The following is a 21,134-nucleotide window of genomic DNA, read 5'->3' as shown; positions in this document are numbered from 1 at the left end:
TTCTAAAAATATTGTTCAATACAGATATTAATTCCTAATAAACAAATAAAATCTCATTTTTTCATAGCATTAGAGCATGTGATATCAATCACCATCAAAACATGAAAATCGATAAAAAGTCGTGCATTTCTCATTGACAAACCGCTGCTCAATATTTAGTCTCCGCACACTTTTTGTCCACTTGCGTTCATGATTTTCGTGAATGGTGCTGTTACATACCGGATAATTTCCGGAAAAAAGAACAGGCAAGTGATTAAGAAAACAGACATTTGATTTGAGCAACAGCGGCCTGCCCCCAGGCATCTGTTATGTCTTCAGAAGTACGACTGCATCGGATTAATTGGTTGTGAGTGGTTATGACAAAGAGAAGCAAAATCATCGCAGAAAACGATCTGGCCGATGTAAGGCCTTACGACCTTACCAGCCCAGAGCACCGCATCGGAGCCGTTCTGGCAACCATTGACAACGTATGCAAACAGTTCGAAACCCTGGCTCAGCAGGTATTCCAACATATTCTGCGTTGTCCGGTTGAATTTAAGCATCAGCAACAACACACCGCGACGCTTCAGGAACACCTGAAAGCCATGAGTGAACAGTCACTTTATCGTGAGTTTACGGTGTCACCACACCACTTCAATGGGGTGCTGGTCATTGAGAAAGAATTGCAGTTTCTCTTGGTGGATTTGTTTTTTGGTGGCAAAGGGGTTGTCAAGGAACACACAACCATCAGTGATACAGAATGGCGCATGATGGAACGTTTCTTTGGTCAAATACTGGACCAATACGCCATCGCCTGGCAATCCGTTTCACCCTGGCAATGTCAGTTGCAGCCCAAAGAGAGTCTGGACCGTGAAAATACGCTTCAAGACAGCCAGCTGCATCAGATCTGCCGGTTTATGATGAATGTCTGTGGTCATCAGGGTTGGATTGATATCAGCTTGCCACTCAACGGGCTGGATTTTCTTCGCTATCAGCACACCACAGATGAAGAGGCGGCGACAGCCCCTGAGCTGCAACACATTGTCAACGCAACATTGAAAAAGGCGCCAATACGCCTGTTAAGCACGCTTTGTGAACGCCAATTATCGCTTGGAGACATCATGGCACTGAAAGTCGGTGATGTGATCCCGGTAGAACTACCCGGTGAAGTGGTTGTTCGGGCAGGCAGGACACCTTTGTTTACGGCCAAGGTCGCTGAACAGAACGCGGCTCTCGTGCTTCAAGTGCAAAACGTAATTGAACAGTAGTAGTTAAGAGCATCATGACTGACTTAAATAACGATTTGAATCTGGATCTTAATGATCTTGATCTGGGTGGCCCGAGTTCAGACGCTCCCGCTCCCGTCAGCAACAACGACATGCGTTTTATTCGCAACATTCCTGTCAATCTGACATTGGAAGTGGCGAGCACCGAACTCAAGGTGGGCGATCTGATGAATATCAACGTCGGCTCGGTGATAGAGCTGGATAAGCTCAGTGGCGAACCGATGGATGTACGTGTAAACGGCACACTGCTCGGTCACGCAGAAGTGGTGGTTGTGAATAACAAATATGGCTTGCGCCTGGTGAACGTTGTCGATGAAAAAGACATGCTGAGAGGATTGGCCAATTGATGCAACAGAAGCCTCTGTTCATTATTTTCTTTTTGTTGTTCAGCTTGCCCGCATTTGGGCAGGACTTGCCTGTGCTCACTGTAACAGGCCCAGACGGTACGGAAGAATACAGCGTGAAGATGCAGATTTTCCTGCTCATGACCATGCTGAGCTTCCTGCCAGCCATGCTCTTAATGGTCACCAGCTTTACGCGGATCATTATTGTGCTGGGTATTTTACGCCAAGCCATTGGCTTGCAACAAAGCCCGCCCAACACCGTGTTGGTCGGCATTGCGCTTATTCTCACGCTGTTTACGATGCGTCCGGTGTTAACCGATATCCATGAGAATGCCGTCAAGCCTTATCAAAATGGGACGCTCTCGCTGCAACAGGCCGTCTCCGTGGCAGAAAAGCCGCTGAAGGCCTTTATGCTGCAACAGACGCGTGAAACGGATCTTGACCAAATTCTGCGGATCGCAAACGAACCACCGCATCAAGCCGGAGAAGACATTGACTTACTGTTACTGATGCCTGCGTTTGTACTGAGTGAACTTAAAACCGCCTTTCAGATCGGTTTTATGTTGTTTGTGCCGTTCCTCATCATCGACATCGTTGTTTCCAGCGTGTTGATGGCGATGGGGATGATGATGCTGTCACCACTGATCATTTCATTGCCATTCAAGCTGATGATTTTTGTGATGGTCGATGGTTGGAGCATGTTGGTTGGTACCCTTACTGCGAGTTTCGGATAATGATGGGATCTGAATTTGTCTCGGCGTTTTTTGGTGACGCCCTGTTCATGATTGTCAGTATGGTTTGTGTCCTTATCCTGCCAGGCCTGCTGGTTGGCCTGGTGGTGAGCATTTTTCAGGCTGCCACGCAAATCAACGAACAAACGTTGAGTTTTTTGCCACGTCTTTTGGTCACGCTCGCAATGCTGGGTTTTGCCGGACCATGGATGATGCGCACTTTCAGCGATCTTTTCGCTCGCCTGTTTCAAGACATTCCCCACCTTATCGGGTAACCCATGTACACGCTCACTGACGCCCAGGTCATGGCGTGGTTTGGTCAGATATGGTGGCCGTTTCTTCGGATCGGTGCCTTTTTGACCATGATGCCGATCTTTGGTGGAATGAATATTCCCGTGCAAGTGCGGATCGGTTTGACGTGGTTGATTGCCGTCATTGCCGCGCCCTTGATGCCGCCTATGCCAGAGGTTGAACCTTTGTCATTGCAAGCCGCATTGTTGTCAGCGAAAGAAATTCTCATCGGCGGCATTATGGCGTTTATGCTGGAGTTGCTATTCTCTGTTTTTATGACTCTCGGCCAAATTCTTTCCACTCAGATGGGATTGGGGATGGCGATGATGAATGACCCCGTCAATGGCGTCAGTATTGCGTCTATCGGTAAGTTCTATCAGCTTTTTGCGATTTTGCTGTTTCTTGCTCTCGATGGTCACCTCATCGCATTGGAGGTGATCGTAACGAGTTTCGATATCTGGCAAGTCGGTGAAACAATGAGTCAAATGGCGCTCAAAACCGTATTCATGCAGTTTAGCTGGATGATAGGCGCAGCTTTGCTACTGTCCTTACCCGCAATGATCGCTATGCTACTCGTGAATATTGCTTTCGGTGTCATGAACCGTGCCGCGCCGCAGTTGAATGTTTTTGCGCTTGGCTTTCCCATGACCTTGCTGCTGGGCCTCGCATGCCTGTTTCTGACCATGTCGGGCATTCCACATAACTTTGCGAATTTCTGTGGTGAGATTCTGGCCCTGATGACGCATTTGGAGGGCTGATAATATGAGCGATAGCAGTGCCCAGGATAAAACGGAACGCCCCAGTGAACAGAAAATTCGCAAGGCGCGCGAGGAAGGTAATCTTCCACGCTCCAGGGAATTGGTCACGGCGTTAATGATGGTTGCCAGCGCGCTGCTGCTCAGCGCCTTTTCATCTGCAATACATCATACGATTGTTTCCGTGTCTGAAATGACACTGAATATCGATAAGGACACGGTTTTCTCTCCAGATAAAATGGGCGAACTTCTGTGGCAAAGTGCCATTTTGGCTACACAAGCCTTGGCACCCTTATTTGCGCTGATCATGCTGGTTTCGATCGGCGCAAATCTGCTTCGGGGTGGCTGGAATATATCGACCAAAGCCATGATGCCCAAGTTGTCGAAACTGAATCCCTTATCCGGTATCAAGCGTATTTTCTCTGCCAACTCTCTGGTTGAGCTGATTAAAAGCATATTGAAAGTCACCTTTATTGGTGGCGCGCTCTATTGGCTTATTAATCACTACTTAAATGAAATCATTGCCCTTCAGCACACCCGCCTCAGTGCGGCTATTCCGGCTTTCCTGGATTTATTATGGACGGGCTTGTTTGTCTATGGCCTGGTGCTTTTATTTATCGCGGTGCTGGAAATGCCCTACTCTTCTTATGAATACATCAAAAAGCTGAAGATGACGAAACAAGAGGTAAAGGAAGAGCACAAAAACACAGAAGGCCGACCGGAAATCAAAGCGCGTATACGACAGCTCCAGCGCCAGATGTCACAACGTGCGTTTGCCAAAACAGTACCGACCGCCGACGTGATTATTACCAACCCAACCCATTATGCGGTCGCGTTGAAATATGATCTCAGCAAAGCTAACGCACCGTTTGTGATTGCAAAGGGTGTCGATCAGGCGGCGCTGCAAATCCGACAAATTGCGCAACAACACGGTTTACCGGTCGTTGAGGTACCGCCTCTTGCCCGCGCGGTGTATTACTCTACCAATGAATGGCAAGAAATCCCGGCACAACTGTATGTCGCTGTTGCCCATGTACTGAACTATGTCTTCCAGTTGGATCAATACAAGAAAGGCAGGCAGAGTAACCGGCCTACGTTTCCTACAGTGGTTGTCCCTGAAGAACTCCGACGATAAGCGGTGATCATGAAAACGAAATTTGCCTCTATCAATCAAGTAGTAGCCAAAGGAAAACTGGGGATCCCTCTCCTGCTGATGACCATTCTGGCGATGGTGATGCTGCCCATGCCACCTTTCTTGCTGGATATCCTGTTCACCTTCAACATTGTGCTGGCATTGATAGTCATGCTGGTCGCCGTTTACAGCAAAAAGCCGCTCGATTTCTCTGTGTTCCCCAGTATTTTACTTGTCGCCACCCTGTTGCGTCTGGCACTGAACGTGGCCTCAACCCGTGTTGTATTGTTGCATGGCCATGAAGGTGGCGATGCCGCCGGTAAGGTGATCCAGGCGTTTGGTGATGTCGTTATCGGCGGTAACTACGTGGTCGGTATGGTGGTGTTCGTTATTTTAATGATCATCAACTTCGTTGTGGTCACCAAAGGGGGCGAACGCATTTCCGAAGTGAGTGCACGCTTTACACTTGATGCCATGCCCGGCAAGCAGATGGCGATTGATGCAGACCTCAATGCCGGCATTATTGATCATCTGGAAGCCAAAGCCCGGCGTGAAACCATTGCCACCGAAGCCGATTTCTATGGTTCGATGGACGGTGCGTCGAAGTTTGTCCGTGGCGACGCCATCGCCGGGATGTTGATCCTGTTCATCAACATCATCGGTGGTATCGCGATCGGTGTGTTCTCTTACGGTTTAGACTTTTCCTCCGCGTTCAAAACCTACGCCCTGTTAACCATTGGTGATGGTCTGGTTGCGCAGATACCATCCCTTTTGCTTGCCACCGCCTCTGCGATCATTGTGACCCGCGTGAGTGATGCGTCAGACCTTTCCGGTCAAATTTCGCGTCAGATGCTGGCCTCTCCCGTTGTTATCTTAGTGGTAGCAGGCATTATGGTAGTGCTCGGCCTGATCCCTGGTATGCCACACCTTGCCTTTTTGAGCTTCGCTGCCGTGCTGGGCCTGGTCGGCTGGAAATTGCAACAACGGACGGAAAGCCCGCAAGTCGCGGAAGATCTGGCCCGTGCAGAGGCCCTGGTTGAAGCCGCTCCTATTGCACAAGAACACCATGAAATCAGTGCCAGTGATATTCCGCGCGTACATGCGATCACACTGAGTGTCGGATACCGGTTGGTGAACCTTATCGATCGTCGTCAGGGTGCAGAGCTGCTTAGTCGGCTGGCAGGCATTCGTAAAACCCTGTCAGAGAAACGTGGCTTTGTGATCCCACAGATTCATGTCCGTGATGATTTAGGGCTGGAGCCAAATGAATATCAAATCGCAGTACGCGATGCGAACGTGGAAAAGGTGGAGCTGGAACTGGACCACCTGCTGGCAATTAACCCAGGTCAGGTATTCGGCGAGATCGACGGCATTTTAACCCGCGACCCGGCTTACAACATGGAAGCCGTCTGGATAAAAACGGCAAACAAAGACAAAGCCATCAACCTGGGGTATACCGTCGTTGACCATGCCACTATCATCTCGACACATATCAGCAAAGTCTTCAACGAGTATGTTGATGAGATTATCGGGCCCGATGAAGTCGACAGCGTGATGAATCGGCTGAGCCAGTTGAACGCGCGTCTTGCCGACGATTTACGACAGAAACTGACACCACAACAATTGTTGCGCGTATTCCGCCAACTGGCCGTAGATGGCGTATCACTGAACGATATCGTGACCATCGCAAACGCCCTGGTGGAATCGTCAGAATTGTCAAAAGACCCCATCTTTCTTGCCGCCGACATTCGCTGTGCACTGCGTCGGAATATTCTCAGTGCGTTAGTCGGCACGGCACGGGAAGTGGCGGCTATTACCCTCTCTGGTGAATTAGAAAAGATGCTATTGGACGCGCTCAGTCAGGCACAGGCCAGTGGACACGTTCAGCTGGATGGCTTTGCACTGGAACCCAGCCTGATCGATAAGCTGCAACGCAGCCTGCCTGACGTATTGGATTCCATGCGCATCAATGGCCATCCCCCTATTTTATTGGTCATGCCGCAGTTACGCCCATTGCTGGCCCGCTACGCACGCGTCTGTGCGCGAGGGCTTTACGTACTCTCGTTCAACGAAATTCCCGATGACAGAAATGTGTCTGTTGTTGGCAATATGGGCTGATAACACACATCACCCAACACGTGGTATGCTTTCTAACACCACAGGAAGCGTGAGAAAAGCACGCAACGCAGTCAAGGTGGATTTTTTTTAGCGGGCGTTCATGGTAACCTGCGCGCCCTTTCATCTCACAGTGATCATGACCATGAGCCAAGGTACGCTTTATATCGTTTCAGCGCCCAGCGGTGCCGGTAAATCAAGCCTGATTTCGGCCCTGCTGAAAGACAATCCCCGTTATGACATGAAAGTGTCTGTGTCCCATACCACCCGCGCAGCACGCCCGGGAGAGGAAAACGGCGTTCACTACCATTTCGTGTCTGTTGACGAATTTAAAGCGCTGATCGAGAAAAATGCGTTCCTAGAGTATGCCGAAGTGTTCGGTAACTTCTATGGCACATCACGCCTGTGGATTGAAGACATGCTGGCAAAAGGTATCGACATTTTCCTCGATATTGACTGGCAAGGCGCCCAGCAAATCCGCGAGAAAATGCCCAATGCAAAAAGCATCTTCATTCTGCCGCCAAGCCGTGAAGAGCTTGAACGTCGCCTGAATGCGCGTGGTCAGGATACCGATGAGGTCATCGCAAAACGGATGGAAGAGGCCCGCTCCGAGATCTCCCACTATAACGAATATGATTACGTTATCGTAAATGATGATTTCGATGTGTCCCTGATGGACATGAAAGCCATCCTTCGCGCCGAGCGGATGAAACAAGACAAGCAATACAGTCGTCATCACGATATGATTGACAGACTACTGGAGCAATAAAGCGCGCTGATAGCAAAAGATGTTTGTTGTTTAGGCCAGTTCGCTTTTGTATAATTTTCGGTCATTTTGATTTTATTACTTACTGGAGTTCTTCATGGCACGCGTAACCGTTCAAGACGCTGTTGAAAAAATTGGCAACCGTTTCGACCTAGTATTGGTAGCAGCTCGCCGCGCACGCCAAATGCAAACTGGTGGTAAAGATGCACTGGTTCAGGAAGAGAATGACAAACAAACTGTTATCGCTCTGCGTGAAATTGAGGAAGGCCTGATCACCAAAGAGATCCTGGATGCCCGTGAGCGTCAAGAGCAACAAGAACAGGAAGCAGCAGAAATGGCTGCTGTCAGCACCATCACAGGAACTCTCCGCTAATCTAACTTCAGGGAAGCAGGCAGATTGTATCTCTTTGATAGCCTGAAAGAAGTCGCTGCACAATATTTGCCGGAGCCTCACCTAGAGGCACTCCGGCAAGCGTATTTGGTCGCACGAGATGCCCACGAAGGGCAAACCCGCTCAAGCGGTGAACCCTATATCATCCACCCTATCGCCGTTGCCCGCATCCTTGCGGAAATGCGTCTCGACCACGAAACCCTGATGGCAGCCCTGCTGCATGACGTGATTGAAGACACCGAAGTCACCAAAGAAGACCTGCAACAGCGTTTTGGCGATACCGTCGCCGATTTGGTGGATGGCGTCTCCAAGCTTGATAAACTCAAATTCCGCGATCGTCAGGAAGCGCAGGCGGAAAACTTCCGCAAAATGATCATGGCCATGGCCCATGATATCCGCGTTATCCTGATCAAACTCGCTGACCGCACACACAACATGCGCACGCTGGGCGCACTGCGTCCGGATAAACGTCGCCGCATCGCCCGCGAAACTCTTGAGATTTTCTCCCCGCTGGCACACCGGCTGGGTATTCACAATATCAAGGTAGAACTGGAAGAGCTCGGCTTTGAGGCCCTCTACCCAAACCGCTACCGCGTATTGCGTGAAGTGGTGATCCAGGCGCGTGGTAACCGCAAAGAGATGATCCAGAAAATCCACGCCGAAATTGAAGGCCGTCTCCAGGATGCGGGCATCAATGCCAAGGTGCTGGGCCGTGAGAAGAACCTCTACTCCATCTACAACAAGATGAAGAACAAAGAGCAACGCTTCCACACCATCATGGATCTCTATGCTTTCCGGGTGATTGTCGACACGGTCGATACCTGCTACCGGGTGCTGGGGCAGATGCATAACCTGTACAAGCCACGTCCGGGCCGGATGAAAGATTACATTGCGGTGCCAAAAGCGAACGGCTACCAGTCCCTGCATACCTCGATGATTGGCCCCCATGGCGTACCGGTTGAAGTACAAATCCGTACCGAAGATATGGATCAGATGGCGGACAAAGGGGTGGCAGCTCACTGGGCATACAAAGACGGTGCAGAGCGCGCCGGTGGTGGCGGCACAACCGCACAGGTCCGGGCACAGCGCTGGATGCAAAGCCTGCTGGAGCTCCAGCAAAGTGCCGGCAGCTCGTTTGAGTTTATCGAAAGCGTGAAATCAGACCTGTTCCCCGACGAACTGTTTGTCTTTACGCCGAAAGGACGCATTGTCGAATTGCCGGTCGGTGCGACGGCGGTGGACTTCGCCTATGCAGTACACACCGATGTGGGCAACTCCTGCGTCGGTGCCCGGGTGAACCGCCAGTCTTACCCGCTCAGCCAGCCGCTGAAAAACGGCCAGACCATTGAGATCATCACCGCCCCCGGTGCACGCCCCAATGCTGCCTGGCTGAATTATGTCGTAACCTCACGGGCGCGCACCAAGATTCGCCAGGTGCTGAAAACCAAGCGCCGCGAAGAGTCGATTATCCTTGGCCGCCGCCTACTCAACCATGCCCTGGGCGAAAAGAACATCCAGGACATTGAGCAGGTCAATATCGATAAGGTCCTCGTGGATCTGAAACTCGAGACCGTCGACGACCTGCTGGCCGCGATTGGTCTGGGTGAGTTGATGAGCGTGGTGATCGCCAAGCGCCTGCTGGGTGATGCAGACAGTCTGGAAGAGCAAGGCGGATGCCTGCCTATCCGGGGCGCTGAAGGCATTCTGCTGACCTACGCCAACTGCTGCCGCCCAATCCCGGGCGATCACATTGTCGGTCACGTCAGTCCGGGCAAAGGTCTGGTTATCCACCGCGAAGAGTGTGCCAATATCCGCGGTTACAGCCAGGAGCCGGACAAATACATGTCCGTGGAATGGGGTGCCGATATCGATCAGGACTTTGCGACTGCACTGCGTATCGATATGCACAACCACCAGGGTGCACTGGCAGACCTGACCAACGCTATCGCGGCCACAGGCTCCAATATCCAGGGGCTGACCACCGAAGAGCGCGACGGCCGCCTGTACACGATTTACGTTAAACTGACGACCAAAAACCGCGTACATCTGGCCAATATCATGCGTCGCCTACGGATCATGCCGAATGTGGTGAAAGTGGTTCGACGAAAAAACTGACCTGAGCGTCCACGATCAACCAAAGCGCCCGCTGATGCGGGCGTTTTTATAAACGGGAAACACATGACACCAGAACGTTTTGCACGCATTCATGAGGTACTGGCCACCCGCCAGCCCGATCTGACAGTGTGCATGGAAGAAGTCCACAAGCCGAATAATATCTCTGCCATTATCCGCACGGCGGATGCCGTAGGCATTCACCAGGTTCACGCTGTCTGGCCGAAAAACAGCAAGATGCGCACCTTGGGCGGCACCTCTGCCGGCGCCCGCAACTGGGTGGATGTTGTCACTCATGACAACACATCGGACGCCTTTGCTGCCCTTAAAGCCAAAGGGATGCAGATTCTGGTCACCAACCTGTCCGAGAGCGCAGTAGACTTTCGAGAGATTGATTACACCAAACCGACAGCTATTGTGATGGGGCAGGAAAAAACCGGGATCAGCCAGCAAGCGCTGGCACAGGCCGATCAAGACATCATCATTCCGATGGTAGGTATGGTACAGTCGCTGAATGTCTCGGTCGCCAGCGCATTGATTCTTTACGAAGCACAGCGCCAACGCCAGAATGCCGGCATGTACCAGCGCACCCGTACCCTGATCCCACAGGCGGAGGTTGACCGAATCCTTTTTGAACGGGGCCATCCGGTGCTGGCAAAAGTGGCCAGGCGCAAAGGCCTGCCGTACCCAGCGCTCGATGAAGAAGGCCAAATCGTGGCAGACCCAACCTGGTGGGCCATGATGCAAGCCGCCAAGTAATTTCAATGCAAATGCAGGAGAGATGAAACCGCCATGCGCGCTTCAATGTTAGATGCCGTCCCCGTCACCTCATTGACCGGTGTGGGCGGGAAAATGGCCGAAAAACTGGAAAAGCTCGGACTGTTTACCGTGCAGGATCTGCTGTTCCATCTCCCCTACCGCTATGAAGACCGTACCCGTATCTGGCCCATCATGAGCCTGATGCCTGGACAACACGCCACTGTAGAAGGGGAGGTGGTCAGCAACAACACCGTCTTTGGCCGCCGCCGCATGCTGACGGTGAAAATCACCGATGGCAACGGCTCACTGACCCTGCGTTTTTTCAACTTCAACGCGGCAATGAAAAACAGCCTCGAACAGGGCAAACGCGTCAAAGCCTATGGTGAAATCAAACGCGGTCAGGGCGGCCTTGAAATCATCCATCCGGAATACAAAATCTTCTCCGAGCCCACCGAGCTCACACTGGAAGAGACCCTGACACCGGTTTACCCGACTACAGAAGGCCTGCGCCAGCTCACGCTCCGTAACCTCACCGATCAGGCACTCAAACTGCTTGATAGTGCTGCCGTGCAGGAATTGCTGCCAGAAGGCTTATACGACAGGCAAATCACCCTGCGTGATGCCCTGAAAATCCTGCACCGTCCCACGCCGGATATTTCTGTCGCCCAGTTGGAAAAGGGCGAACACCCGGCGCAGAAGCGCCTGATCCTGGAAGAGCTTTTAGCCCAGAACCTGTCCATGCTCGCCGTTCGCAGCAAGTTGCAGCAAGATCCGACATTTTCGCTGCCGCCTTCGACCGAATTAAAACCAAAGTTGCTTGCCTCACTGCCCTTCTCTCCAACCGGCGCGCAATCCCGTGTAGTGGCGGATATCGAGCGGGATATGGGGCTGAATAAACCCATGATGCGACTGGTGCAGGGCGATGTCGGCTCAGGCAAAACCCTGGTGGCTGCACTCGCGGCCTTGCAAGCGATTGAGCAAGGTTATCAGGTCGCCCTGATGGCCCCGACCGAACTGCTTGCCGAACAGCACGCCATAAACTTCGCCAATTGGCTGGAGCCACTGGGCATTTCCGTTGGATGGCTGGCAGGCAAACTGACCGGAAAAGCCAAAGAAACCCAGCTTGCCAGTATTGCCAGCGGCGAGGCCAAAATGGTGGTCGGTACCCATGCCCTGTTCCAGAAGCAGGTGGAATTCGACAAGCTGGCACTGGTGATCATCGACGAACAGCACCGCTTTGGTGTCCACCAGCGCCTTGAACTGCGCGAGAAGGGCATGAAGCAGGGCATTCATCCGCACCAGCTTATCATGACCGCCACACCGATCCCCCGTACGCTGGCGATGACCGCCTATGCCGATCTGGATACCTCCATTATCGACGAGCTGCCGCCGGGCCGTACCCCGATCCAGACCGTCGCAGTGCCGGATACCCGCCGCATCGACATCATCAACCGTGTCCACGCCGCATGCATCGGGGAAGGGCGGCAGGCGTACTGGGTCTGTACCCTGATTGATGAGTCTGACGTGCTGGAAGCGCAGGCCGCCGCAGACACCGCCGATGATTTGGCCCGTGCCCTGCCCGACCTGAAAATTGGTCTGGTGCACGGGCGGATGAAAGCAGCCGAAAAGCAGGCGGTAATGCAGGCATTTAAAGCCGGAGAGCTTCACCTTCTGGTGGCAACGACGGTGATTGAAGTCGGCGTGGATGTGCCCAATGCCAGTCTGATGATCATCGAAAACCCGGAGCGTCTGGGACTTGCCCAGCTTCACCAGCTTCGTGGCCGGGTTGGCCGGGGCTCGGTGGCCAGTCACTGTGTGCTGTTGTACCACGCGCCACTGTCAAAAACCGCCACCCAGCGCCTTGGTGTTTTACGTGAAAGCAGCGATGGCTTTGTGATTGCCCAGCGCGATCTTGAAATCCGGGGGCCCGGAGAGTTGCTGGGCACCAAACAAACGGGAATAGCCGAGTTTAAGATTGCAGATCTGGTGCGTGACCAGAAACTGATCCCGGAAGTACAGAAACTGGCGCTCTACCTGCACCAGCACTATCCGGATAACGCCAAAGCCATCATCACACGCTGGCTCGGCAGTAAAGACAAATACAGCAACGCATAAGGGCGGTCTCCCGCCCTTTCATTTCCATTATAAACCCGGTTCCGGTGTTACCCCTCATCCCAGTGTTGCATCACCAGAGCCATTACTTCCGATTTGCTGTAACCCACCTCTCTGGCATCAGCAATCAGCGCGTTCAGCGTTGGCTTGATAAACCCGAACCTGTCTTCCATCCTACCCTGTAAACCCTGACGGGCGACAATCATGCCGACACCGCGTTTACGCTCCAGCCAGCCTTCTTTTTCCATCTTCTGGTAGCAACGGGAAATCGTCATCGGATTGATATTGAGCGCTGCGGCCAACTTTCTGACAGACGTCAGTTTCTCACCAGGGATCAGCGTACCCGCCACAATCTGACGCTGGATTTGCGTCATCAACTGGCGAAACTTTGGCGACGGGTCATGCGGGTCGATGATGATCTTCATATTTGATCCCTGCTGTATCGGCGTTTTATTACAGTATTAGCAGATGACGCAAAAATGAGACATATATATGCATTATTTTCCATATCAGAAAAGAAAAAGTGCAGGACAACCCCGCACTTTTTCTAGGAAGGTTCACAGACGTTTCCGCCCTTGCCGCTTGGTTACCGGCAACACGATTTGGGCCCGTAAACCACCTTGTGAACGCTCACTGAGCTTTAACGCACCATTGTGTTGCTCGACAATGCGTTTGACGATAGCAAGGCCAAGGCCTGTACCTTCAGAGCCTCGCGCGGTGTCACCACGGGTAAAGGGCTGCATCACGGTCTCAACCTGATCAGCAGCAATCCCGGGGCCGTTATCCTCCACCGCAATCCACTGGTGACGGCGATCCGCAGATGTGCCGGTGCTGATTTTCACCCAGCCATCGCCATAACGCACCGCATTCACCACCAGATTGGTCACCGCACGGCGGATAGCCACTTCGTTGGCCTCAAGGTTCCCCACCAACTCCCCTTTCACCACTTCAAGCTCATGACCGGTTGCACCATCAGCCACTGAGACATCTTCCGCCACCAGGTTCAGGTCAATCTCGCTCATGTCCTGAAGCTGTACCGAGCGCAAGTAGTCCATAAACTGATTGATGATCTCGTTACACTCCTCGGTGTCCTTAATCATGCTCTCAGCCAGATAACTGTCTTGCGGTGACATCATCTCTGTCGCCAAGCGGATACGGGTCAGTGGCGTCCGCAGATCATGGCTGACACCGGCCATCAGCAGCGCTCTGTCTTCCTCAAGCTTACGAATACCGTCACTCATCTGGTTAAACGCCCTGGTCACCGCGCGGATATCAGAGGCTCCGCACTCCGGCACAGGAGGGGGAAACTTGCCATGTCCCACTTCCAGCGCTGCCTTTTCCAGCACCGCCAGTGGGCGGTTCTGCACCTTGATAAACATCCATCCCCCGCCAATCACCAGCAGGGCAATAAACATCGAATAGAAGAACAGGGGCTGGAAATCATCCTGGTGCAATTCAGACAGCGGGATACGCATGACATACCCCGGAAACGCTGCGCTCTCAAGCCAGAGCACATAATTTTTCGATTCCAGACTGATGCGGGCTTCCGTCGGAGCATTGAGTTTTTCCGACATGTCGGCGCTCAGGTAATCCACTTCCGCCGCATGCTGAAATTCCTCCATCATCACGGGGTCAGCGTCATCATGCATGGTCACACCCAGCTTTTCTAACAGCTGGCGACGCAGCCCTTCATCGAGGTGGTATACCTTGCCATCCGACAGTGTCATGTCCCCGTTCAGCATCACCTGGATTTCATGGGCAAGGATTTTGTTGAACTGCTTGATACTCGGCAGCAGGGCGTAATTCAAGATGGTGAGATAGGAGAAAATCTGGCTGGCAATCAGAAGGCCAGCCATCACCACGAGTGTACGGGCAAAGTTACTGCGTGGAGAGAAGCGCATGGATTAGGCTTCTCCATCCGGTACGAATACGTAGCCCAGCCCCCATACCGTCTGGATATAGCGGGGTTTGCTGGGATCTTCTTCAATCATGCGGCGAAGTCGCGAGATTTGCACGTCAATGGAACGCTCCATAGCAGAATACTCACGGCCGCGGGCCATGTTCATCAGCTTATCGCGTGACATCGGCTCACGGGCGTTGGTCACCAAGGCTTTCAGCACCGCAAATTCGCCGGACGTCAGGGTCAGCGGCTCATCGTTGCGGAACATTTCGCGGGTACCGAGGTTTAAACGGAACTGGCCAAACTCCACCACTTTCTCTTCACTGGCTGGCGCCCCGGGGGCTTCAACCGTCTGGCGGCGCAAAACGGCACGGATACGTGCCAGCAGCTCACGCGGGTTAAACGGTTTTGGCAGATAATCATCAGCGCCAACTTCCAGACCGACAATACGGTCAATCTCATCGCCTTTGGCGGTGAGCATCAGGATAGGCAACTGGTTATTAGCCTGGCGCAGGCGGCGGCAAATGGACAGGCCATCTTCACCCGGCAGCATTAAATCCAGCACCATCAGGTGGAAATTCTCGCGGGAGAGCAAACGGTCCATCTGCTCGGCATTCGCCACACTGCGCACCTGAAAACCTTGCTCTGACAAATAACGCTCAAGCAGCGAACGTAGACGCATATCGTCATCAACAACCAGGATCTTATGATTATCTTGCATGACTTACCTTTCTCTCCGGAGGGTGGGAACACCACCAATATTAACGCTGATATAAGACACCAGACTATGACACTGTGGGAAGAAAAACTGTTACCAGTTGTAACCCTGCCCCAAAAAAACAATGTGTTTTTCATGCCTCAATATAACGTTGTAAGGCGCGATGACTTTAATCATGGCAGCAAAGCGGTTATAACTCTGGCCAGAAAACCACGATAGCACTCGGAACGCAGAATGAAAAAAACCGATTTGGTTACCCGAGAAGGTTATAACAAACTCAAACAAGAGCTCGATTATCTCTGGAACGAGCGCCGGCCTGAAATCACAAAAATTGTGTCCTGGGCTGCCAGTCTTGGCGATCGCTCTGAAAATGCCGACTACACCTACAATAAACGCCTGCTGCGCGAAATCGACCGCCGCGTCCGCTATCTCAGAAAGCGCCTCGAGGTGTTGCGTGTGATTGACTATAGTCCGCAACAGGACGGCAAGGTGTTTTTCGGCGCCTGGGTCGATGTCGAAAACGACGACGGCGACACCCTTTCTTTCCGCATTGTCGGCCCGGACGAAATTTACGGCCGCAAAGACTATATTTCTATCGACAGTCCGATGGCCCGCGCCCTGATCAAAAAAGAAGTCGATGACGAAGCCGTGGTCGCCACCCCTGAAGGGCCAAAAGTCTGGTACGTCAACCGTATCCGCTACCAGCAAGACGAACAGTAACGTCATGCCCTGGCGTGACAGTGAACCAAAGGAATACCATGACAACCTCTATCTACCAACAAATCGCCACTGAGCTCAATGTACGCGACGCACAGGTGGTAGCAGCCGTCAACCTGCTGGATGACGGCAATACCGTGCCGTTTATCGCCCGCTACCGTAAGGAAGTGACCAACGGCCTTGATGACACCCAGCTGCGTATTCTGGAATCACGTCTCAGCTACCTGCGTGAACTGGAAGATCGTCGCCAGGTGATACTGAAATCGATTGATGAGCAGGGTAAGCTGACCGACGCACTGAAAAAGGACATTCTCGACGCCGACAGCAAAAACCGGCTGGAAGATTTGTACCTACCCTACAAGCCCAAGCGCCGTACCAAAGGCCAGATTGCCATTGAAGCGGGCCTTGAGCCGCTGGCAACCCTGCTTTGGGAGCAACCCGACCACGATCCGGAAACCGAAGCGGCCAACTATCTGAATGAAGAAGCAGGCTTTGCAGATACCAAAGCCGTGCTGGATGGCGCGCGCGCTATCCTGATGGAGCAGTTCGCCGAAGATGCTGCCCTGTTGGATAAAGTGCGCCGCCATTTAAACCAGAATGCCGAAATCCAGTCCCGTGTCGTGGCAGGCAAAGAGGAAGAAGGCGCGAAATTTAAAGATTATTTCGCCCATGATGAACGGCTCAGCAAAGTGCCATCGCACCGCGCCCTTGCCATGTTCCGCGGCCGTAATGAAGGTATCCTGCAACTCTCACTCAATGCTGACCCGGGTCAGGATGAAAAATCCACCGGCTCCTACTGTGAAACCCTTATCTGTGATCACTATGGCGCGAAACTGGGTACCGCCCCTGCCGATCGCTGGCGCAAACAGGTGGTGAGCTTTGCATGGCGCATCAAAATCCTGATGCACATGGAAACGGAGCTGATGGGCAACCTGCGTGAAAGCGCGGAAAACGATGCCATCAAGGTGTTTGCCGATAACCTGAAAGACTTGCTGATGGCTGCCCCGGCAGGTCCACGTTGCACTCTGGGCATCGACCCGGGCCTGCGCACCGGCTGTAAAGTCGCGGTGGTTGACGCTACCGGTAAGCTGCTGGACACCGCCACCATCTATCCCACCCCGCCACAGAACAAGATTGCCGAATCTGCCCGCGTGGTGATGGCGCTGATCAAAAAGCACAAGGTAGATTTGATTGCGATTGGCAATGGCACCGCATCCCGTGAAACCGATGCCTTCGTCGCAGGAATGCTCAAAGATGCCGGCGAAAAAATCCAGACGGTGATGGTCAGTGAAGCTGGCGCATCCGTCTATTCGGCTTCAGAGCTTGCTGCCACCGAATTCCCACATCTCGATGTCTCACTGCGTGGCGCGGTATCTATTGCCCGCCGTCTGCAGGACCCACTGGCAGAGCTGGTGAAAATTGATCCTAAATCTATCGGTGTTGGCCAATACCAACATGATGTCAGCCAGACCCAACTAGCCAAGCGTCTGGATGCGGTGGTGGAAGACTGTGTCAACGCCGTCGGCGTTGACGTGAATAGTGCCTCGGCGGCGCTGTTAACCCGTGTGGCTGGCCTTTCGACCACCATGGCGGCAAACATTGTGGCGTTCCGCGATGAAAATGGCCGCTTTGAGGATCGCAAAACCTTGCTGAAAGTGCCGCGTCTGGGGCCGAAAGCCTTTGAGCAGTGCGCAGGCTTTTTGCGTGTCATGAATGGCAAAAACCCACTCGACGGTTCTGCGGTGCACCCGGAGGCCTATCCGGTAGTAAAACGCATTGCGGAGAAATCCGGCAAAGCGGTTGATGCCATGATTGGCAATCATGACTTCCTACGCACATTGAACGCGGCAGATTATGCCGATGACACTTTCGGCATCCCGACCGTCACCGACATTCTGGCGGAACTTGCCAAGCCGGGCCGCGACCCACGCCCTGAGTTTAAAACCGCGACGTTTGCCGAAGGCGTGAACGAAGTGAAAGACCTGATCCCCGGCATGGTGCTGGAAGGGGTGATCACCAATGTCACTAATTTTGGTGCCTTTGTCGATGTAGGCGTCCATCAGGATGGTCTGGTTCACATCTCAGCCCTGTCCGACAAATTTATCTCGGATCCCCGCGATGTGGTTAAAGCCGGTGATGTGGTGAAAGTGAAGGTGATGGAAGTTGACCTGCAGCGCAAGCGCATTGGGCTGTCTATGCGTCTGAGCGATGAGCCGGGCGCGGACAGCAAGCCTGCACGTGAATCACGTCCACGCAATCAGGATCGCAACGCCAACGGCAATGGCCGTCGTGACAACAACCGTGGTGGGCAACCGTCTGGCTTCGGTGGCGCCTTCGCCGATGCCTTTGCCAACGCCAAGCGCCGCTAGCCCCTGTCTCGCCCAAACCAAAACAGCGCCCGTCAAGGCGCTGTTTTTGTCTCTGGGCGTTTATCCCTAAATCACAATCAGGACTTCCGACGGCAAGTTGGCAACCGTTGATTGCTGGTAACGCATCGCCACCACCGCGCCGGTGCGCTGTGAGGCTTTGAGCTGTTCGATTTTATCCAGCACTTCTTTGGGCAACTTGATACGCATCGCATAACCATTGTCATCCGGCGACGCATAAGAGGCACCTGCCAGCATGGCAGAAAACTGGCTCAGGGCTTCATGTGCAGCCAGTCCGTTGTCACCGTATTGGTGAGGGTTTTGTTGCGTGACCTCCGTGTAGTCCGGATGCTCCGAGGGATCCCACGATGGTTTGCGAAGTTGTTTCTCTTGCTGGGAAACCGCTTTTTCTTCGGCGCTGGCACTGGCCTGGCGTGGAGGGACAATTTTTTCACGCACGCGATTTTCCCGCGCAACTTGCTCCGTTGGCGGGTTTACTGACGGTACGACAGCAGGGATGCTGACGTTTGCGGGCGAAATGTTCATGCCAATGTTTACTCCGAACATTGACCGAAGGCGAACCGCCTGCGTGCATGAGCGGGGAATCCCCGCCCATGCGCGTGCTATATCTCTATAGCGAAACTAAACCAATACTGCGATCAATCCGCCAATAGTCCCGAGTGCAGAAAGCACCTGACCGGCAGAATACGCCATATCGTCGTTGTTTTTCACTTCTTCAGGATGGTCCATACCGAGCGCCCCGTAAGTGAAAGATTCAACGCTAGACGAAGATTTGCCTTCGGCTTCCGTTGCTTGGTTAACAGCCTTACCGTCAGCCACCTCCTTGGTGGTCTGTGCATAAGACTGCTTGGTACCCTCAGCAGCTTGCGCCTCATTCGTCTTTGCAGTCTGGTTTGGCTGCACCGGTTTAGCGTAAGCGTGCTGGGAATACCCAACGTTACCTATGTTCATTATGGTCTCTCCTGATGCCATAGCAAGTAACTTGATTAAAGTATCGGCAGCTAACGATTAAAATTTAGCCCCAACTCACTTTATTTTGCTACTTTCCATTAACGGGATGGCAAACATTTTCCGCAAAACGCCAGAAGCGCCTGGGTAAAATGAGCAGGATCCGAAATGAACGGTGCGTGCGACGCTTTGGCAAAAATTTGCCGCTGCGAGCGCGGTGCAAGCACATCCAGCTCTTGTGCCACTTTTACAGGCACGAGGCCGTCCAGCCGACCGTACATTCTCAGCCAAGGCATTGACAGTTCACGCAATCGTGGACGCAAGTCAGCATTGGCTAGAATATCAAGACCGGCGCGAAGCGCCTCTGGCTGAGGAGACGGGAGAGAGAACACCGCCTGCTTCAACCACTTGATATCTTGTCTTGCTGTCGGGCTTCCCATTGCCTGAAGCGCCATAAAACGTTCAACCGTTGCCTGAAAATCGTCCGCTAATTGTTCAGTAAACGCTTGTAACACCTCGGATTTAATCCCTCGCCATCCGTGTTCTGCAGCAAACCTTGGAGAGCTGGCAATCGTGACTAGCCCTTTCACACGCTCCGGTGCGAGCAGCGCAGCCTGAGTGGCAACCATTCCTCCCAGAGACCAACCGGCCCATATAGATTCCTGCGGTAAGTTATCAAGCAAGCATTGTGCCATATCCTCGAGCGAAAACGCCTCCGCTGGTTGGCTCCGGCCATAGCCAGGCAAATCCACACAATGTACCCGGTAGTGGGAAGTGAGAGCCGGCAGGATGTTTTGCCATACAGCACTGTTCATCCCCCAGCCATGAATGAGAATCAGATCGGAGCCCTGGCCTTCCGTATGCCAGTAAAGATTGGTTGCCATTTACACTGCCTACACCGTTTAGAAAATACGCATAACGCGATGCTGAACATTATCTTACGTGCTTTGCCCCTACGCTGTCAGCTTTGCCAGCATAGCCTGGAGCAATCCAAACACCCTTGGTGCGAAACGTGTCACGCCAGCCTGCCGCGCCAACCCCGCTGCCTTCGCTGTGGACTCCCCACCCCTTACTTAATAGAAAGTTGTGGTCGCTGCCTGAATAAGCCGCCGCTCTGGGACGGGTTAATCTGCGTCGGCGCTTATACCTTCCCTTATGACAAACTGCTGCACCGTTTCAAATATCAGGGGCATTACTGGCTGGCCCCTGCGCTTGCCACCTTACTGGCGACAGAAATCGAGGAACCTGCACCCTTGTTGTTGCCGGTTCCGATGCACTGGCGACGCCGGATCTCACGCGGATTCAACCACAGTGGCGTGTTGGCCCGCGAGCTTGCGAAGATTCTGGAGACCCAATATGCGTCCAACATCTTAAAACGCACCCGTGCCACTCGCCAACAGCAGGGATTAAACCGACAATTACGCCTTTCCAACCTGAAAAGTGCGTTTTCCGTCAACGGAAAACTGCCGCCACATGTCGCACTGGTCGATGATGTGGTGACAACAGGCGCAACCATCGCCCAGATTTGCAGCTTGCTCAGGCAACATGGTGTGGAACGCATTGATGTGTATTGCCTTTGCCGTACCCCACCCGATGCCATCTAGGCTTCCGTGCCCGGTGAGGAAAAAGTAACCCCGATGCTTGAGGGGTGATAGTGGACAAAAACAAGCGTACAATGTAAACAAATACTG

The 21,134-nt window shown here is 52.9% G+C and carries 21 protein-coding genes; 15 read left to right on the top strand and 6 right to left on the bottom strand.

Annotation, left to right across the window (positions count from 1 at the left end):
- Positions 1-356: 356 nt before the first annotated feature.
- The 12 genes from AC6IB1_RS17595 (at position 357) to recG (ending at position 12,776) form a co-directional block, all read left to right on the top strand.
- Positions 357-1,247 (top strand): FliM/FliN family flagellar motor switch protein, encoded by an 891-nt coding sequence (locus AC6IB1_RS17595; RefSeq protein WP_497567692.1) that lies wholly within the window; start codon positions 357-359, stop codon positions 1,245-1,247.
- A 14-nt stretch (positions 1,248-1,261) separates the two neighbouring features.
- Positions 1,262-1,612 carry a flagellar motor switch protein FliN gene (gene fliN, locus AC6IB1_RS17590; protein WP_497567691.1) on the top strand — a complete coding sequence of 117 codons (351 nt, stop codon included), beginning with the start codon at positions 1,262-1,264 and terminating at the stop codon, positions 1,610-1,612.
- Positions 1,612-2,343, top strand: coding sequence for a flagellar type III secretion system pore protein FliP (gene fliP / locus AC6IB1_RS17585; protein WP_005501604.1), 732 nt, complete (start codon positions 1,612-1,614; stop codon positions 2,341-2,343). The genes fliN and fliP overlap by 1 nt, the downstream gene beginning before the upstream one ends.
- A gap of 2 nt (positions 2,344-2,345) precedes the next feature.
- Positions 2,346-2,615 (top strand): flagellar biosynthesis protein FliQ, encoded by a 270-nt coding sequence (gene fliQ, locus AC6IB1_RS17580; RefSeq protein ID WP_005501606.1) that lies wholly within the window; start codon positions 2,346-2,348, stop codon positions 2,613-2,615.
- Positions 2,616-2,618: 3 nt separating this feature from the next.
- Positions 2,619-3,389, top strand: coding sequence for a flagellar biosynthetic protein FliR (fliR, locus tag AC6IB1_RS17575; protein WP_497567690.1), 771 nt, complete (start codon positions 2,619-2,621; stop codon positions 3,387-3,389).
- A 4-nt stretch (positions 3,390-3,393) separates the two neighbouring features.
- Complete coding sequence (gene flhB, locus AC6IB1_RS17570) at positions 3,394-4,521, top strand: flagellar biosynthesis protein FlhB (protein ID WP_497567689.1); 1,128 nt, start codon at positions 3,394-3,396, stop codon at positions 4,519-4,521.
- A gap of 9 nt (positions 4,522-4,530) precedes the next feature.
- Entirely contained in the window at positions 4,531-6,636 is a 2,106-nt protein-coding gene (gene flhA, locus AC6IB1_RS17565; protein ID WP_497567688.1) for a flagellar biosynthesis protein FlhA, read from the top strand.
- Between the two features lie 142 nt (positions 6,637-6,778).
- Positions 6,779-7,402, top strand: coding sequence for a guanylate kinase (gene gmk, locus AC6IB1_RS17560; RefSeq protein ID WP_497567687.1), 624 nt, complete (start codon positions 6,779-6,781; stop codon positions 7,400-7,402).
- A gap of 94 nt (positions 7,403-7,496) precedes the next feature.
- On the top strand, positions 7,497-7,772 hold the full coding sequence (rpoZ, locus tag AC6IB1_RS17555) for a DNA-directed RNA polymerase subunit omega (RefSeq protein WP_005501616.1): 276 nt from the start codon (positions 7,497-7,499) through the stop codon (positions 7,770-7,772).
- A 24-nt stretch (positions 7,773-7,796) separates the two neighbouring features.
- Positions 7,797-9,905: a bifunctional GTP diphosphokinase/guanosine-3',5'-bis pyrophosphate 3'-pyrophosphohydrolase gene (gene spoT, locus AC6IB1_RS17550; RefSeq protein ID WP_497567686.1), complete on the top strand. Its 2,109-nt coding sequence runs from the start codon at positions 7,797-7,799 to the stop codon at positions 9,903-9,905.
- Positions 9,906-9,968: 63 nt separating this feature from the next.
- Positions 9,969-10,661 carry a tRNA (guanosine(18)-2'-O)-methyltransferase TrmH gene (gene trmH, locus AC6IB1_RS17545; RefSeq protein ID WP_497567685.1) on the top strand — a complete coding sequence of 231 codons (693 nt, stop codon included), beginning with the start codon at positions 9,969-9,971 and terminating at the stop codon, positions 10,659-10,661.
- Positions 10,662-10,694: 33 nt separating this feature from the next.
- Positions 10,695-12,776 carry an ATP-dependent DNA helicase RecG gene (recG, locus tag AC6IB1_RS17540; RefSeq protein WP_497567684.1) on the top strand — a complete coding sequence of 694 codons (2,082 nt, stop codon included), beginning with the start codon at positions 10,695-10,697 and terminating at the stop codon, positions 12,774-12,776.
- A gap of 47 nt (positions 12,777-12,823) precedes the next feature.
- Here recG and AC6IB1_RS17535 read toward each other — a convergent pair whose 3' ends face one another.
- From AC6IB1_RS17535 to ompR, 3 genes are all read right to left on the bottom strand, one after another.
- Positions 12,824-13,198 carry a GntR family transcriptional regulator gene (locus AC6IB1_RS17535; protein ID WP_497567683.1) on the bottom strand — a complete coding sequence of 125 codons (375 nt, stop codon included), beginning with the start codon at positions 13,196-13,198 and terminating at the stop codon, positions 12,824-12,826.
- Between the two features lie 132 nt (positions 13,199-13,330).
- The gene (gene envZ / locus AC6IB1_RS17530; protein ID WP_497567682.1) at positions 13,331-14,674 is read right to left on the bottom strand and encodes a two-component system sensor histidine kinase EnvZ; all 1,344 of its coding nucleotides are present in this window, start codon (positions 14,672-14,674) and stop codon (positions 13,331-13,333) included.
- Positions 14,675-14,677: 3 nt separating this feature from the next.
- Positions 14,678-15,394 carry an osmolarity response regulator transcription factor OmpR gene (gene ompR, locus AC6IB1_RS17525; RefSeq protein ID WP_005501628.1) on the bottom strand — a complete coding sequence of 239 codons (717 nt, stop codon included), beginning with the start codon at positions 15,392-15,394 and terminating at the stop codon, positions 14,678-14,680.
- Between the two features lie 231 nt (positions 15,395-15,625).
- Between ompR and greB the strand changes: the two genes are divergently transcribed.
- Entirely contained in the window at positions 15,626-16,111 is a 486-nt protein-coding gene (gene greB, locus AC6IB1_RS17520; protein ID WP_005501634.1) for a transcription elongation factor GreB, read from the top strand.
- A gap of 38 nt (positions 16,112-16,149) precedes the next feature.
- Complete coding sequence (locus AC6IB1_RS17515) at positions 16,150-18,477, top strand: Tex family protein (RefSeq protein WP_497567681.1); 2,328 nt, start codon at positions 16,150-16,152, stop codon at positions 18,475-18,477.
- A 66-nt stretch (positions 18,478-18,543) separates the two neighbouring features.
- Here the strand turns inward: AC6IB1_RS17515 and AC6IB1_RS17510 are convergent, their stop codons facing one another.
- The 3 genes from AC6IB1_RS17510 to bioH form a co-directional block, all read right to left on the bottom strand.
- Positions 18,544-19,041, bottom strand: coding sequence for an ATP-dependent Lon protease (locus AC6IB1_RS17510; protein WP_497567680.1), 498 nt, complete (start codon positions 19,039-19,041; stop codon positions 18,544-18,546).
- Between the two features lie 75 nt (positions 19,042-19,116).
- The gene (locus tag AC6IB1_RS17505) at positions 19,117-19,446 is read right to left on the bottom strand and encodes a hypothetical protein (protein WP_497567679.1); all 330 of its coding nucleotides are present in this window, start codon (positions 19,444-19,446) and stop codon (positions 19,117-19,119) included.
- 98 nt (positions 19,447-19,544) lie between these two features.
- Positions 19,545-20,327, bottom strand: coding sequence for a pimeloyl-ACP methyl ester esterase BioH (gene bioH / locus AC6IB1_RS17500; RefSeq protein ID WP_497567678.1), 783 nt, complete (start codon positions 20,325-20,327; stop codon positions 19,545-19,547).
- 39 nt (positions 20,328-20,366) lie between these two features.
- Between bioH and AC6IB1_RS17495 the strand changes: the two genes are divergently transcribed.
- Complete coding sequence (locus AC6IB1_RS17495) at positions 20,367-21,047, top strand: phosphoribosyltransferase family protein (protein ID WP_497567677.1); 681 nt, start codon at positions 20,367-20,369, stop codon at positions 21,045-21,047.
- The last annotated feature ends 87 nt before the right edge of the window (positions 21,048-21,134 follow it).

It is taken from the genome of Grimontia sp. THUN1695 (assembly GCF_059704325.2).
Note: the sequence above shows the minus strand (reverse complement) of the source record. Positions and strands in the feature narration are given on the sequence as shown.

Excerpts from the sequence above, each read along its gene's own strand:
- AC6IB1_RS17595 (WP_497567692.1), top strand. The coding sequence starts at position 357 with ATGACAAAGAGAAGCAAAATCATCGCAGAAAACGATCTGGCCGATGTA.
- fliN (WP_497567691.1), top strand. The coding sequence starts at position 1,262 with ATGACTGACTTAAATAACGATTTGAATCTGGATCTTAATGATCTTGAT.
- fliP (WP_005501604.1), top strand. The coding sequence starts at position 1,612 with ATGCAACAGAAGCCTCTGTTCATTATTTTCTTTTTGTTGTTCAGCTTG.
- fliQ (WP_005501606.1), top strand. The coding sequence starts at position 2,346 with ATGGGATCTGAATTTGTCTCGGCGTTTTTTGGTGACGCCCTGTTCATG.
- fliR (WP_497567690.1), top strand. The coding sequence starts at position 2,619 with ATGTACACGCTCACTGACGCCCAGGTCATGGCGTGGTTTGGTCAGATA.
- flhB (WP_497567689.1), top strand. The coding sequence starts at position 3,394 with ATGAGCGATAGCAGTGCCCAGGATAAAACGGAACGCCCCAGTGAACAG.
- flhA (WP_497567688.1), top strand. The coding sequence starts at position 4,531 with ATGAAAACGAAATTTGCCTCTATCAATCAAGTAGTAGCCAAAGGAAAA.
- gmk (WP_497567687.1), top strand. The coding sequence starts at position 6,779 with ATGAGCCAAGGTACGCTTTATATCGTTTCAGCGCCCAGCGGTGCCGGT.
- rpoZ (WP_005501616.1), top strand. The coding sequence starts at position 7,497 with ATGGCACGCGTAACCGTTCAAGACGCTGTTGAAAAAATTGGCAACCGT.
- trmH (WP_497567685.1), top strand. The coding sequence starts at position 9,969 with ATGACACCAGAACGTTTTGCACGCATTCATGAGGTACTGGCCACCCGC.
- recG (WP_497567684.1), top strand. The coding sequence starts at position 10,695 with ATGCGCGCTTCAATGTTAGATGCCGTCCCCGTCACCTCATTGACCGGT.
- AC6IB1_RS17535 (WP_497567683.1), bottom strand. The coding sequence starts at position 13,198 with ATGAAGATCATCATCGACCCGCATGACCCGTCGCCAAAGTTTCGCCAG.
- envZ (WP_497567682.1), bottom strand. The coding sequence starts at position 14,674 with ATGCGCTTCTCTCCACGCAGTAACTTTGCCCGTACACTCGTGGTGATG.
- ompR (WP_005501628.1), bottom strand. The coding sequence starts at position 15,394 with ATGCAAGATAATCATAAGATCCTGGTTGTTGATGACGATATGCGTCTA.
- greB (WP_005501634.1), top strand. The coding sequence starts at position 15,626 with ATGAAAAAAACCGATTTGGTTACCCGAGAAGGTTATAACAAACTCAAA.
- AC6IB1_RS17515 (WP_497567681.1), top strand. The coding sequence starts at position 16,150 with ATGACAACCTCTATCTACCAACAAATCGCCACTGAGCTCAATGTACGC.
- AC6IB1_RS17510 (WP_497567680.1), bottom strand. The coding sequence starts at position 19,041 with ATGTTCGGAGTAAACATTGGCATGAACATTTCGCCCGCAAACGTCAGC.
- AC6IB1_RS17505 (WP_497567679.1), bottom strand. The coding sequence starts at position 19,446 with ATGAACATAGGTAACGTTGGGTATTCCCAGCACGCTTACGCTAAACCG.
- bioH (WP_497567678.1), bottom strand. The coding sequence starts at position 20,327 with ATGGCAACCAATCTTTACTGGCATACGGAAGGCCAGGGCTCCGATCTG.
- AC6IB1_RS17495 (WP_497567677.1), top strand. The coding sequence starts at position 20,367 with ATGCTGAACATTATCTTACGTGCTTTGCCCCTACGCTGTCAGCTTTGC.